Source organism: Spongiibacter tropicus DSM 19543, from assembly GCF_000420325.1.
Taxonomy (GTDB): Bacteria; Pseudomonadota; Gammaproteobacteria; order Pseudomonadales; family Spongiibacteraceae; genus Spongiibacter; species Spongiibacter tropicus.
The window spans coordinates 1,598,227-1,613,434 of record NZ_ATUS01000001.1 but is presented as its reverse complement, the minus strand read 5'-3'; the positions used below and the strand labels follow the sequence as shown (position 1 = coordinate 1,613,434).

The 15,208-nt window shown below is 57.3% G+C and carries 8 protein-coding genes; 7 read left to right on the top strand and 1 reads right to left on the bottom strand.

Annotated features, from left to right (window positions below):
* Window positions 1-26: 26 nt before the first annotated feature.
* A complete protein-coding gene (locus G411_RS0107500) occupies window positions 27-1,064 on the bottom strand; it encodes an AraC family transcriptional regulator (protein ID WP_022958566.1) in 1,038 nt (345 codons plus the stop codon).
* Window positions 1,065-1,192: 128 nt separating this feature from the next.
* Here G411_RS0107500 and G411_RS19700 point away from each other — a divergent pair, with 128 nt between their 5' ends.
* The 7 genes from G411_RS19700 (at window position 1,193) to G411_RS0107465 (ending at window position 15,140) form a co-directional block, all read left to right on the top strand.
* Window positions 1,193-2,017 (top strand): metal-dependent hydrolase, encoded by an 825-nt coding sequence (locus tag G411_RS19700; protein ID WP_022958565.1) that lies wholly within the window; start codon window positions 1,193-1,195, stop codon window positions 2,015-2,017.
* A gap of 329 nt (window positions 2,018-2,346) precedes the next feature.
* Entirely contained in the window at window positions 2,347-3,069 is a 723-nt protein-coding gene (locus G411_RS0107490; RefSeq protein WP_022958564.1) for a c-type cytochrome, read from the top strand.
* Window positions 3,069-4,244 carry a cytochrome-c peroxidase gene (locus tag G411_RS0107485; RefSeq protein WP_022958563.1) on the top strand — a complete coding sequence of 392 codons (1,176 nt, stop codon included), beginning with the start codon at window positions 3,069-3,071 and terminating at the stop codon, window positions 4,242-4,244. The genes G411_RS0107490 and G411_RS0107485 overlap by 1 nt, the downstream gene beginning before the upstream one ends.
* A 28-nt stretch (window positions 4,245-4,272) precedes the next feature.
* The gene (locus tag G411_RS0107480) at window positions 4,273-5,670 is read left to right on the top strand and encodes a parallel beta-helix domain-containing protein (RefSeq protein WP_022958562.1); all 1,398 of its coding nucleotides are present in this window, start codon (window positions 4,273-4,275) and stop codon (window positions 5,668-5,670) included.
* A 140-nt stretch (window positions 5,671-5,810) separates the two neighbouring features.
* Window positions 5,811-8,084 (top strand): TonB-dependent receptor, encoded by a 2,274-nt coding sequence (locus G411_RS0107475; RefSeq protein ID WP_169530636.1) that lies wholly within the window; start codon window positions 5,811-5,813, stop codon window positions 8,082-8,084.
* A 93-nt stretch (window positions 8,085-8,177) separates the two neighbouring features.
* Window positions 8,178-9,656, top strand: a complete 1,479-nt coding sequence (locus G411_RS0107470) for a purple acid phosphatase family protein (RefSeq protein WP_022958560.1) — start codon at window positions 8,178-8,180, stop codon at window positions 9,654-9,656.
* 261 nt (window positions 9,657-9,917) lie between these two features.
* On the top strand, window positions 9,918-15,140 hold the full coding sequence (locus G411_RS0107465; RefSeq protein ID WP_022958559.1) for a PKD domain-containing protein: 5,223 nt from the start codon (window positions 9,918-9,920) through the stop codon (window positions 15,138-15,140).
* Window positions 15,141-15,208 lie beyond the last annotated feature (68 nt).

Below are 15,208 nucleotides of genomic sequence, written 5' to 3'. Positions count from 1 at the left end.
GGGCGCCTGTTTTGGTTTAGGGGCGTTTATTCCCCGGCTCTGGTCAACTGTTGTCGATAGTGGCTGGGGCTGCTGCCGGTCCAACTTTTGAAGGCTTTGGCAAAATTGCTGGCGTCGCTGTAGCCAAGCTGATCGGCGATTTGCTCGATGCTCATCGCGCTGGCGAGCAGGGTTCTGGCCTGATCCTCCCGGAAGCGGTCCTTCAACTGCTGGAAGCTTGCGCCCTCAGATTTCAGGCGCCGCTGCAGCGTTGCGGTGGACATATTCAGCCGCGCGGCGATGTCGTCCAGTGAGGGAAGCTCGCCCGTGTTGCGGTGAAGCAGGGCCAGTACCCGAGAGGTCAATGTCTGACTGTCCAGCGATCGCCGCAGGGCAGTTTCACAGCGCGCATCGGCCAGCTTGGCCAGCTCGGCGTCGCGACTGCCGAGGGGAAAGTCGACCACTTCCAGCGGCCAGGAGACGCTGTATCGATCCGCGTCGAAGACAATACGTGAATTGCCGGGCAGCGGCGGCGCGGGAGTCGATGGGGCGGGGCCTTTCATGGTAATACAACTGGCGAGCTGCTCTGCCCGGCTGCCCATCATTTGGCGACCCAGTGTCTCCAGGCAGACCATGATGCAGAGGCAGATATAGCGCAGAGCGGGGCTTTCCTCAATGCGCGGCAGGATCAGCACTTCTGCCCGGTCCTCGCGTCCGCCGCGCTGCAGGCTGATGAAATCAACCCGCGTGGAAACATAGCGATAGAGCTTGTCGGCGGCCTCCAGCAAGTTGCGACTGTGTTGCGCGGCGTAGCCGAGATAACCGTGTTTGGAAAGTGTCATGCGGCGCCCGCCCTCCAAGGCAGACCAGAGGTTTCCGTCCATATTGTGGAAGTTGGCAATCGCCGTGAGAAACGACTCGTGGCCAATACTGACGTCCTGCCGCAGCAGCACACTGGTCTCCAGTCCGCTGTTGTGCAGAAGACTAGTGACGTTCATGCCGCGTTCAAAGGCCTGTTCGCTCAACGACACGAGATAGTCGCTGGAAATTGCGTACCGGCCGTGCCCATGCTTTTCGATATCCATTTTTATTGCTGCATTCTAAGCACCGATGAGTGACACAATTTAACCTGCCGCTGATTAATGTGCCATGCCATAGTGTAATCATCCAAGGGGCAGTGTGCGCCCCGCTATAACACTAAGAGGGAAAGATCATGAGCGAAGCGGCATCGATTACCGTTCGGCGAATGAATTTTGAGATTCGCCCCGATATGGAAAAATACTGGTTTGGAGGGAATCCCCTCATCTCCGCGTTTTTCTTTGCGATGTCGGCGACCTTTCCCGACGGCGAACGTTTCTTCATCGATACGGTTCGCCACTACCAGCCTGGCATTGACGACCCGGAATTGAAGCAGCGTATTCGCGGGTTTATCGGCCAGGAAGCGCATCACGGCAAGGCGCACGAGGATTTTAATCAAGCCCTTGAGGATCTTGGGTTTCCCATGGGGGAAGTGACAGAGCGTTCCAAGTGGTTGCTGAACAATGCTCGCCAGCGGCTCAGTCCCAAGCGGCAGTTGGCGATTACCGTTGCTCTTGAGCACGTCACCGCAACGCTGGCAGAGCACGCCCTGCGTCACCCCGAGATCATGGCGCAGATGGACCCGACGTTCCGGGACATGTTGATCTGGCATGCTGTTGAAGAGATCGAGCACAAGTCTGTGGCATTTGATGTTTTTCGTCAGCAGGTTGGCAGTGAATGGCTGCGTCGCCGTGTGTTGCTGCTGTCACTGATCCTGTTCTTCGTCCGAATGATGGGATTCCAGCGCTTCCTGATGCGCGCCGACAAGCGTCGCGCCAGCCTGCGCGAATGGTGGCAGGCGATGCGCTTCTTCTGGGGGAAGGGCGGTTTGATGCGCGAATCGCTGCCCCATTTTCTAAAGGCCTTCCGTCGGGGATTTCATCCTGATGATATCGATCAGCGCCCGCTGATTGCCGACTGGCAGCAGCGCTACCCCGAGGTTGCTGCCCTGCAGCGCTGAGTTTTCCACGGGGCCCTGTGCCCCTGCATGTTTCGATGCCCTTTGCCCCGCTGGAGTGCGAAATTCCGGTCGGGGCATTTTTTTGGGGCATTTTGCGCGACGTAGTTACATGTTATAAAGGCGATGAGTCGTAATGCTACGGTCACATTCCCCCTTGCCGAAGATGTAATAGGTGCTAACTTCTTATGTGTTAGCTGCTAACTTTGCGCTCTAACGGGGCAATGTAAACGTTTTTGGCATAGACCCTGCTAGCAAGGCTGCGCAAAGCGACGATAAGAAAAATATCCGCAATTGATATGACGGATAACGCCTGAGTGTAGGAGAGCGCAATGGAAGTTTTTGTTGGTCGTTTTGGCTTGCCGGTATTCCGTGCCGGTCCAATTATCACGGCCCTTTTGGCAATCGTATTAAGCGCCTGTAGTGGCGATCCCGGCCCATCGGCCGACAGTGAGCAAGCGGCGGCGGAAGCCAAGCAGATGCTGGCATCTGGCGGCAGCGCCGATGGTAAAGCGCTGTATGCGGCCTGTGTTGCCTGTCACGGTGACAAAGCCGAGGGCAATCGCGCATTGGGTGCACCGTCGCTTCGCAACCAGCAGGACTGGTATCTGAAGCGTCAACTGCAGCAATACCGCGCGGGCCTGCGCGGCAGTCACCCTGAAGACAGCTATGGCATGCAGATGCAGGCTATCGCCAAAACCCTGCCCGATGAGGCTGCCGTCGATGCGGTAGTGGCATACATCGCCGGTCTGGGTGGCAAAGCGGCGGAAGCGACGCTGGAAGGTAATATCAAACGCGGTGCTGACTACTACAGCAACCTCTGCGGCGCCTGTCATGGCCCGGCTGCGGAAGGGCTGGACGTGCTGCAGGCGCCCGCTTTGGCCGGTGTGGATGACTGGTACCTGATGCGTCAGTACCAGCATTTCCGCGATGGTCTGCGCGGTGCTGACGAGGCAGATAAGTACGGATATCAAATGGCGATCATGGCCCGGCACCTGTCTGATGAGGCGGTGTTGACGGACGTGCTGAGCTATATCCAAAGCCTGGCAGACTGATGTTGGCGCTGACAGGGCGCGGCGTTGTGGCGCCGCTGCTGCTATTGCTGTTGCTGACGAATAGCGCGCTGTTGCGTGCAGACTGGCAGCTTAACGACTACTGTCCCGCCGGCTTTGCCCTGCGTGATGGCGGTTGTTATCTCAGCAGCCTGTACAACGACTATGCGTCGCTGCAAGACAGCGGTGTTGGTGGTTTGCAGACCGGTTTGCCAGCGCTGCGCCAGGGCTTTTCTCCTGAGCAGATTGATCTGGGGCGCCTGCTGTTCTTCGATCCCCTGCTGTCTGGCAGTCGCCAAATGAGCTGTGCCTCCTGTCACGACCCTGAAAAAGGCTTTGCCGATGGCGTGGGTCGCAGCATGGGGGCCGACGGCAAGCCGCTGCCTCGCTCTGCACCCACCCTCTGGAATGTCGGCTTTCTGCGTCGTCTGTTTTGGGACGGTCGCGCGGCCTCGCTGGAGGCGCAGATGCTCGAGCCCCTGTTTGCAGCCAATGAAATGGCAAATACGCCGGATCAGTTGCTGAGCGATCTGCGCGGCAACGCGGCGTACCGCAAGCTGTTTGCTCAGGCCTACGGCGGAGATGGCGATATTCAACTGGCGCAGGTCTACGAGGCCATCGCAGCATTTCAGGCTTCGCTGATCTCGTTGAACAGCCGCTACGACATTTACGCCCTGGGTTACCACGAGGCGCTGAATCAGCGTGAAATTCAGGGGATGAACGTGTTTCGTTCCTTTGTTGCCCGCTGTGCGGAATGCCACACCCCGCCCGCGTTTACCAATCAGCAAATCGCCGTACTTGGGACCCCGGAGCCGGAAGGCTTGCCACTGGACCCCGGAGCTCAAACGGTGACTGGCGACCCGTCACTGCGCGGCGGGTTCAAGGTGCCGACGCTGAGAAATATCGCCAAAACAGCGCCGTATATGCATTCCGGTCGCTTTGCCACGCTGCGCGAGGCGGTGGCGTTTTATACCGGCGGTCGCGGCCACGCGGTGCCCGAAGGGGAACAACTGAGTTTGCACTGGCATATCTGGGAACCGAATCTGACCGATGAGGAACTGGATCTGCTGGTGGAGTTTTTACACACACTGACTGATGAAAGCTTTATGCCGGCTTTGCCTGATGCGGTTCCTTCAGGGCTGCCGCCGGTATTGGGCGTCAAGCTGCCGTCGACCTGAGTCGGCGCATGTATCGAGGAGATCAACCATGAGTACCTCTGTTCGCAAACTGCTGTTATGGCTCAGCCTGATTTGTTTGGCACCGGGGCTGCTGGCGGCGGAAATTAATGTCAAAGATGGCGAGTCGATTCAGGACGCCGTCAATAAGGCCGAACCCGGTGACGTTATTCTGATTCATCCTGGCACCTATAAAGAAAGTGTCTATATCGACAAAGACGATATTACGCTGCGCGGTGTGGTGGTCGATGGTGAGTGGCCGGTCATGGAAGGCGAGGGCAAGCTCAATGATGCCGTCCTGTATTCCGGTAATGGCGTTACGGTCGAGTGGCTGACCATTCAGCATTACAAAGGTAATGCAATTATGGGGCAGGCGGGCAATAACTATGTGATCCGTTATAACCGCGTTATTGATACCGGCGTTTACGGTATTTTCCCGCAGCTCGGTAAAAATGGTCTGGTCGAGTACAACACCCTCAGTGGTATTGAGGACGCCGCGATTTATGTTGGCATGTGTGACAACGTGGTCGTGCGTAACAATGAAGTATTCGAAAACGTCGCGGGTATCGAAATCGAAAACACGCGCCATGCCATTGTTGAAAACAACTACGCGCATAACAACACTGCGGGCCTGTTGGTCTTTATTACTCCCGGTCTGCCGATTAAAACCGCCTACGACATTATTCTCCGCAATAACTTTGTGGTGAATAACAATACCGAAAACTTTGGCGAGCCAGGCTCCCTGGTTGGCAAGGTGCCCAAGGGTATCGGTGTGGTAATTATGGCTGCCGATGACGTGATTGTAGAAGGCAATCAAATCTCCGGTAACCAGACCGCCGGTATTGTCGTGACAGATTTGTCGTTCGTGACCGATATTGCTTCCGACCCCGAATCAGAGCCCAACCCGGATCGCATCGCCGTACTTGATAACCTGATGTTTGATAACGGTGCGGATCCGGTAGCGGAAATTAAAGCGGCTATGCTCACGAAATTTAAACGCCGTGGTCCCGATGTTCTGGCTAATTTGGGTTCAGCACAAGAGCCCGACAACTGCATTCGAAACAAAGAAATGTACGTCACCTTCGGGTTGGATAAGTGGAGCAAATGCGAGCGTGAAAATACGCACGATATTGATACCTACCTGCTCGCTGATGGCGCGCCTGATCGCGAAATTGAAAATGACGAAGAACGTATTAAACGTCTTTACTACGGAATTTGTGCGGGTTGCCACGCCTATAACGTGCGGATGATTGGTCCGCCAACTCTGGCTGTGCAGGCGATTTATCACAATAACGCTGAAGGTATTGCTGAATATATTGCCAATCCGCATAAAGTGCGTCCGGATTATCCGGCGATGCCGACGCAATCTCACCTGTCACCTGAATTAAGGCGCAAAGTGGCAGAGTTTATGCTACAGGTTAAGAAGTAAGTATTCGCTAATTATAAAAGAGTTAAGAAGTTCCTTCCGATCCATTGTTTGTGGTTGGAAGGTTTAACTCCCGACTAGGGATGGGTCCTAAATCTTTGGAAGTGGCTCAAGCTGCTCCACAGAAGCGAAGAGGCGAAACCATGTACAAGAACCGTCGACGTTCAATGTTTCTCGGGGCGGGCCTGCTTGCCGTTGCTCCCATGAGTGAGGCTGCCAACAATCTGGCTCTCGAAGAAGTCGTTGTTACCGCGCAGAAGCGTGAGCAGAGTGCGATGACCGTGCCGGTCACAATCGATACGTTTACCACGCAGGATGTGGAAAATACCGGTGCATTAACCATGGCTGATATTCAGGCCTATATTCCCGGTCTGAAAGTGGGCACCAATGTGCAGGATGCCGGCGGCGTCACACAGTCTTCTTTTGTGATCCGTGGCATTGAGAGTTCGAACATCAGTACCGGCGGAGATCCATCCGTCGCCACATTTTTTGATGGCGTATATCTGCCGCGTGCGGCGATTACCGTGCCGTTTTCCGATATGGAGCGCATCGAGGTATTGAAAGGGCCACAGGGAACACTGTTTGGTCGCAACGCCGCGGCCGGGGTGGTTAACTTCGTGCCCAACGCACCGAGCCTAGATGAAGCGGAAGGTTTTGTCTCGGCAAAAGTGGGTGATTACAGTCTGCTGCGCGTAGAGGGTATGGGCAATATACCGCTGAGCGATTCCTTGGCACTGCGGTTGAATGTATTACACAACGAGCGTGACGCCGTTATCGAGAACAAGGGGCCAGCCAAGCCTGACCCTCGCCAGCAGGATAATCAGTTCGCTCGTGCGGCTCTGCTGTGGGAAGCAAGCGACCGGCTTCGCCTGCAATTGGCAGCGGATTACGACAAGGTGGATAACGGTCCTCAGGCGATGATGGGGATTAGCGAGGAGTACTCCAATTTTCCTGACCCACAAGATCGGAAATTGAATACCGACGTGATGGAAGGCGGTGAAAGTCGTGACATGTACGGCGTGACCGGAAAGCTCTGGTACGACATTGGTGACAGCAGCAGTGTGAGCTTGATCGCCAGCTACCGCGCGTTCGAAACCTACAACCGCCAGGACGAGGACGGCACAGGCGTCGAGAAAGTTTACGTTGATACCAACAACGAAGAAGACTCTGATATCGCCTATTTTGAGGCCCAGTACAACCTGGCACTGGAGTCGGTGGATATTGTTACCGGCTTCAACTACAGCGAAGAAGAGACCTATCAGCGCACCTCGCTCACCTTCAGCTATCAGGCGGTAGTTGAGCTGGCAGGTTCGATGCTGGGTGGGCTGCCCACGGGATGGATCAATGATCTGTTCGGCGGGTTGCTGGAGGGACAGTTCGTCACAGAAACCATGACCAACAACGGTAAGTTCAAAAACTACGGTGTTTATGCTGACGCCGACTTCACCGTTACTGACCGCTTGAATATTCTTGCAGGTGTTCGCTACAGCAAGGATGAGAAGGAATTTGACTGGGATGCGCCGCTGACGGATTTTGCCCTGTCGCAACTGCTTGGCGAAAACTTCTTTTTCAACAGCGATGGCCTGGAAGAAGGCGAAGATAGCTGGGAGAAAGTCACGGGTCGACTGGTGGCCAATTATGCGCTCGGTGAAACGGCGATGGCTTACGCCAGCTTTTCTACCGGCTACAAGGCTGGTGGCTTTGATTCGCTGAATACCGGTACGCGCACCGCGCCGCTTTCGCCTGAAGTCGTAGAAAACTACGAGCTGGGTGTGAAGGGCGATTTCCTTGCAACGACGGTTCGTGCGCAGTTGGCCTTGTTCAGTATGACTATCGATGATCGCCAGGAGGCGATTGAGTCGAGAGGGCCAGATGATAACGCGGCGGTACCGACAGTGATTAATACCGATGAAGAAATTCAAGGTGTTGAGCTGACGGCAAACTGGCTGCCGATTGAATCTCTTCGCTTTGGTGTGATCTATACCTACCGCGAGCAGGAGTCGAGTCGTGAAGCGCATTACAATGCGCAGGGCGAATTCGTTACTGCCGATAATGTCTCGGCAACCTCACCGCAGGAATACACGCTGACTCTCGATTGGTCGCCTGAAGTGTCATTCGGTACGGTGTTGCTCCACGTCGATTACATCTACGAAGAAAACACCGACCCGGAGAACGAGGATCACCTCGATGAGTTCTTCAATGTTCCGGGTTACGGCGAAGACAGCAAACTCCTGAATGCACGCTTCAGCTATATCACCCTGGGTGGCGGCTATGAGTTTGCGGTATGGGGCAAAAACCTGCTTGATGATGACCGGGTGTCACAGCCGGGTGGTCTGACCGGCGATGTGCTCGGCACCTACCATGTGGGTGTGGTTGACCCGAGAACTTATGGTGTCGATTTTAAAGCGTTTTTCTAGGTTCTAACGGGGCATTTATGCCCCTTTGTCACGCAGTCTTCATATTGTCTCTTTACACTCTACGGGGTTGAATATTCCCCGTGGAGTTTTTTTATGTCTGGCCCCTCAAATCCCTGGACGCGTCGCCGTTTTGTTGCCGCCGGTATGGCGGGTTTGGTGCTGTCTGCCTGTAACGGGGGCTCTGGCTCTTCGGGTGGCGGTACGAATACACCGATTCCCGATACTGAAGAACCCGGCCCTTATCAGCCGCGAGGGATTCACGCCAGCTTCACCGAAGACAGTCACAGCTCACGCTCGATCACCTGGTTTACCGATGGGCTGGATGCCCCCTACTCGCGCATGGAGTACGGCAGTGTCGACGAGACAATGAGCGATGCCGATATTGCAGACCGGGTGTTTGAGTTCAGTGTCGATGCCAGCGCTGCTGAGACAACTGGTGTAGACGCACTCACGCATCGCGCGACGGCGACCGGGATCGATCCGGAAAAGCCGATGCGCTACCGGGTAGGGTCCGATGACGGGGGCTGGTCTCCGGTGTATGTGATTCCGCCGTCGCCCAGTGGCGAATGGAGTTTCATCCATTTTGGCGATCATGGCATTGGGGAAATGCCGCAAATGCTGACCGCCGAAGTGATGAAGAACCCTTCTGACTTGCTGCTGTTAGCGGGTGATTTAAGTTATGCCAATGGCGAGCAAGCGATTTGGGATACCTGGTTTGATCAGATGCAGCCGCTGATGTCGCAGCGCATTACCATGGCCGCGCCGGGTAACCACGAGCAGAAAGACTTCGATGGCGACACCTTCAAAAACCGCTTCACCCATCCGCCGAAGCCGCTGACATCCGGTATCAATCCCGATGGTCCCGGTACAACGTTCTATTCCTTTGACTACAACCGCGTGCATTTCCTGGTCACGACGGCAGGCGCGCTCATTAATGACGGCACGCTCCCGGAAGAGCTGTTGAATATCGAGGTCGATCTGGCTCAAGCGGCCCTGCGTCGCGCACGGGGCGAAATCGACTTTATTGTGGTGATGCAGCACTACACGATCTGGACCGATCAGGATGGCCGCAGCCCGATGAATCCCGCGCTGGTGCTGCTCGAGGAAAATATTCTGCTGCGCTACGGCGTCGACCTGCTGGCGGTGGGACACGACCATGTGTATCAGCGCTCGGAAAAAATGGGCTTCGGGCTCCCCAACCCGCTGGGTTATGTTCAAGTCTTGGTGGGGACGGGTGGTCAGTCTATTCGCATCTTCGATGACAACGGGCCGCAAATCTGGTCGGCGAGCGAGTTTGTGGGCGTCGGCTACTGCAAGTATTTTGTCTCTCCAGGAAAAATTCGCGGTGAGTACTATGGTGCGCCTCCGCTCGATATGAGCGATGAGGGGCGGCAATACACCACCGGCGAATTCGCCCTGCGTGACAGTTTCGAGATCGATGCGCGCAGCCAACTGGCCTGCGAAATGTGCGTGCTGCCTGCGCGTGGTCCCGAGATCCTGCTGGCGGATTTTGAAGCCATCTCCCAGCATACCCGTGAGCGGAATCACCGCATTCTGTCCCATCACTGCTGAGTGCAATGCGCCGGCGCTTTTGCCGATCCCGGCCGCCACCGTGGCCGGGATCGTTTCCTGATGAAATGTGCCTGATCGTCTGTCAGGGCGCCCCCGTTTATAACGATTTGCTATAGCACACATCTCGCATGTGTGTTACATAGTTCGCTGGTTAAATAAAAATAGGCAGGGACTCGCCGCTTCGGCTGCTCATCTGTCATTCATCAAATCGTTCAAATAATAAACATCTGGGTTTATCTGCGAACACCAGTTGGGGGCAATATGTCTTTATCCTCGAAACTCGCCGTTGCTGCGCTGGCGGTCAGCCTGGCCGCTTGTGGCGGTTCATCTTCCTCCAGTCGTTCCTCCGGTTCTGGAGGTGACGGGTCCACTACCGATCCCCTTGCCGGGCGTATTATCGACAGCCCTGTACAGGGCTTGCGCTACGTGACGAGTCCCGGCTCGAGAGCCGGTATCACCAACGTGAACGGGGTGTTTGATTATCTGCCCAGTGATGCGGTGAGCTTCTCTATCGGTTCTCTGATGTTGGGGAATGTGCCTGGCGCACCGCTGGTGACATTGCTTGATCTGGTGGATGGCGCCCGGGCCGCGGCCGACAGTGGCGCGACCCTCGATGAGGTGTTTGGCAGCTATCCGCAGGTGTTGAATATTGCCCGCCTGTTGCAATCACTGGACGTGGATGGCGATAGCAGTAACGGGATTCAAGTGCCCTTCGAGGCCAATGCCATCGCGGCGAATTATGCCAGCCAGCTCGACTTTTCCGACCCGCAAATGTTCGCGTCGGATGACAAGCCCGCAGTGCAGTTTGTGTGCGACGTGAAGCAGAGCCGTGGGGCCAATATTTGCAGTGCCGACGATATTCAAACCGCAGCGGCCGCCGAGGCGGAAGTACGCGACACTGAAGCCCAACGCAACAGCGGTACACCGATTAACTTGCTGCCCACGGTTCAGGTGGGGGCCGATATCTCCGCTCAAGAAGGTGCGACGGTCACCCTTGCCGGGATTGCCAGCGACGAAGATGGCAGCGTGGTGAGCCTGCTTTGGCAACAGAGCAATCGCAACGGTGTGCCGGTCGACAGCGGTATTGAACTGACCGGCGCTGATGGCAATCAGGCCAGTTTTGTTGCGCCAGAGGTCGATGAAGACCGGATTTTCTATTTTACCCTGACGGCTACCGACAATAGTGATGAGTCGGCCTACGACATTATTGCCGTCTCTGTGAGCGACAGTAGCGGCGGCAGCAATATTCCGCCGACTGCCGATGCCGGTGAGGATCAAACGGTGACCTCGGGTGACGATGTCGCCCTGGATGGCTCCGCTAGCGCCGACAGTGATGGCGCGATTGCATCGTATCTCTGGGAGCAGTCCATCAGCGGTGACGAGCCCAGCGTTACGCTGACAAACGCCGACATCGCGCAGGCGAGTTTCACGGCGCCGACGGTTGAAGTGGCTACCCAGCTGACCTTCCGGCTGACGGTCACCGATGCTCAGGGCGCCAGCAGCAGCGACGAGCAAATTGTCACGGTGCAGCCCGGTGATACCCCCGCCAATCAGGCGCCGACTGCCGATGCGGGTGACGCGCAAAATGTCTCTAGCGGTGATCAGGTGGCACTGCTCGGCAGCGGGAGCGATCCCGATGAGGATGTTGTCACCTTCGCCTGGGAGCAGCTGGAGGGCAGTGCTGTCACCCTGGAGAATGCCGATCAGGCCGAAGCCAGCTTTGTGGCGCCGGATGTCAGTGAGCAAGAGGTGCTGACGTTCAAGCTGACAGTCTCTGACGGCGAGCTGAACGCCTCGGCGCAGGTAGCCATTACGGTAACGCCGTTGCCTACCTGTGATGCCACTGATCCGACGACCTACGGCCAGTGCTTTATCGCCTGTACCGATGGCGACGTGGCAACGGCCTGTCCGCTGCCCTACGAGGAGTTTATTCCCGATGACTTCTCCGGCTTCGAGCAGATTGCCGAGGAGTTCGAGAATTGCGCCGACATGGATCCAGAGACCTTGTGCCTGCTGCCCATTGAGGAGTTCCCGGAGTTTCCGGGCGAGCCTTCTGAACTGTTGGGTCAGTTGTGTGAGGACGCCAGCGATCTGCAGCAGTGCTTTACCAGCGGTGTGGACCGTCTCTGCAGTGCCTTTGACCCGTCATCAGCAACGCCATTCTGCGCTGATGGTGGCGAGCCATCCGATCCGGAATTTCCGATTGATCCCGCGCTGCTGTTCGGCGAACTCTGTGACGATATCAGCGATCCGGCACAGTGTTTCAGCGACGGCGTCGCCGCCTTCTGTGAGGTCTTTGATTCCAGCAGCCAAACCCCGCTCTGCGGTGGCGGCAGCGATCCCACGTTCCCTGAATTTCCGCTGGACCCCGGCTTGCTGTTAGGCGAGCTGTGTGAGGACGTGAGTGATGTTCAGCAATGTTTTGCTGACGGTGCAGCCGGTCTGTGCGAGACCTTCGATCCGGATGCAGAGACACCCTTCTGCGGGGAGCCGAGTGAGCCCGGAGAGCCCTCGCTGCCCTTCGATCCGGCGGATCTGTTTGGGCAGTTGTGTGATGACAGCAGTGATGTTCAGCAATGTTTTGCCGACGGCGTAGCCGGTCTGTGCGAGACCTTCGATCCGGATGCAGAGACACCCTTCTGCGGGGAGCCGAGTGAGCCCGGAGAGCCCTCGCTGCCCTTCGATCCGGCGGATCTGTTTGGGCAGTTGTGTGATGACAGCAGTGATGTTCAGCAATGTTTTGCCGACGGCGTAGCCGGTCTGTGCGAGACCTTCGATCCGGATGCAGAGACACCCTTCTGCGGTGAGCCGAGTGAGCCCGGAGAGCCCTCGCTGCCCTTCGATCCGGCGGATCTGTTTGGTCAGCTATGCGAAGACAGCGGTGACCTGCAACAGTGTTTTGCTGACGGTGTCGCCGGTTTCTGCGCTACCTTTGATCCCAACGGGGCAACGCCGTTCTGCGGTGAGCCGAGTGACCCAAGCTTCCCGCCCGAATTCCCCTTCGATCCCTCTGAACTGCTGGGTGCCCTGTGTGAGGATGCCAGCAATCCTCAGCAGTGTTTTACTGACGGCTTGAACGGTATCTGCGAGGTCTTCGATTCCAGCGGACAGACGCCTTTCTGCGGCGAGCCGACGGATCCGCCAGAGTTGCCGTTCGACCCCGAAGAGCTGCTGGGTGAATTCTGCAGCGATGTGAGCAACCCGCAGCAGTGCTTTACTGATGGCCTCAACGCTTTCTGCGGGGCCTTTGATTCCAGCGGTCAAACCCCCTTCTGCGGTGAGCCGAGCGATCCCTCTATTCCAGAGCTGCCGCTGGACCCTGCGGCGCTGCTCGGCGAATTTTGTGAGGACAGCAGCGATCTGCAACAGTGCTTTGCCGAGGGTGTCGAGGCGGTGTGTGCCGCGTTTGATTCCAGCGGACAAACCCCGTTCTGCGGAGAGATGACTGAGCCCACGTTCCCCCCGGAACTGCCCTTTGATCCCGCTGTTCTGCTTGGCCAGCTCTGTGAGGACGTCAGCAATCCCCAGCAGTGTTTTACCGATGGCGTTGCCGGACTCTGCGAGACCTTCGACGCCGAGGGTGCAATCCCGTTCTGTGGCGAGGGCGATCCCGCTGAGCCGCCAGCCTTTCCGCTGGACCCTGCGGTACTGCTCGGGCAGCTCTGCGAAGACGCCAGTGATCCTCAACAGTGCTTCAGCAGCGGTCTAGACGGACTGTGCAGTACCTTCGATCCCAACGGCCTGACGCCGTTCTGCGGCGAGCCGAGTGATCCGTCTATTCCCGAATTGCCGCTTGATCCGGCGACACTGCTTGGGGAGCTCTGCGAGGATACCTCCAACCCGCAGCAGTGCTTTACTGACGGCTTCAATGGCCTTTGCGATGCCTTTGATCCCAACGGGGCGACGCCGTTCTGCGGTGAGCCGAGTGATCCATCGATCCCCGAGTTTCCCGTCGATCCAGCGGACGTTCTCGGGCAGCTATGCGATGACCTGAGCAATCCGCAGCAATGTTTCACCAGTGGTCTGGCGGGCCTGTGTGATGCCTTCGACCCCGATGGCGAGACCCCCTTCTGCGGTGAACCCAGCGATCCGAGTTTTCCGCCGGAGTTTCCGGTCGACCCGGCCGATCTGCTGGGGCAGTTGTGTGATGACGCCACGAATCCGCAACAGTGTTTCAGTGACGGCCTCGATGGCTTGTGCGAGGCCTTTGATGCCGATGGCGCGACGCCGTTCTGCGGCGAGCCGAGTGATCCGTCTATTCCCGAACTGCCGATTGATCCCGCCGATTTACTGGGCCAGTTCTGCGAAGACAGCTCGGACCCGCAGCAGTGCCTGACTGAAGGGGTTGCCGGACTCTGTGGCGCTTTTGATCCCGACGGTTTGACGCCGTTCTGTGGTGGCGCAACGGGTCCCGGTCTGCCGCCGGAGCTGCCGCTCGATCCGGGAAGCTTCCTCGGACAGTTGTGTGAAGATCAGACGGATCTGCAACAGTGTTTCGCCGACGGCTTCAGTGCAGTCTGCGAGACCTTCGACCCTGAAAGCGCCACGCCATTCTGTGCTGGCACGGGGACGCCCGAGTTGCCCTTTGATCCCTCCGAGCTGCTGGGCCAGCTCTGTGAGGACAGCAGTGATCCGGCGCAGTGCCTGAGCAGTGGTGCCGAGGGTCTGTGCGCGGTATTCGATGCCGAGGGGCAAACGCCACTGTGTAGCGGTGCGGCTGAGCCGGGCGAACTGCCGGTCGATCCCTCCGAGCTGTTGGGACAATTGTGCGACGATGTTGCGAACCTGCCACAGTGTTTTGCCGACGGTGCCAGCGGAATCTGTGAGACCTTCGATCCCGACGGTTTGACGCCGTTCTGTGGCGGCGCGACCGACCCGGAGCTGCCGGAATTCCCCTTTGACCCCTCCACACTGGTGGGGCAGCTTTGCGAGGATGTCAGCAGCCCGGAGCAATGTTTTACCGACGGCGTTAACAGCGTCTGTGAGACGTTTGATGCTGAAGGGCAAACACCCTTCTGCTCGGGTGACGGCATTCCTCTGGATCCCGCCGCACTTCTCGGCCAATTCTGTGAGGATGTCAGTCAGCCCGAACAGTGCTTTACTGATGGCGCGGCATCACTCTGTAATGCTTTCGACCCCGAGGGGGCGACGCCATTTTGCGGTGAGCCGAGCGATCCCACAGAGTTCCCGCTCGATCCATCGGTACTGCTGGGGCAATTGTGCGAGGACGCCAGTGATCCACAACAGTGTCTAACCGATGGCGTTGCAGGCTTGTGTGGCAGCTTCGACCCCGATGGTCTGTCGCCATTCTGTGGCGAGAGCAGCGATCCCGCATTGCCCTCAGAGCTTCCGCTGGACCCCGACCTTTTATTGGGTGAGTTGTGTGGTGATGCTTCCAGTCCAGATCAGTGCCTCAGCGACGGGGTTGCCAGCATCTGTGAGACCTTCGATCCGGACGGCGCTACGCTGTTCTGCGGTGCCTAGCACCGCTTAGCCCCTTTATCCCAGAGCCGCCTGCAAGTCAGGCGGCTTTCTTGTTTTTGGCCCATCGC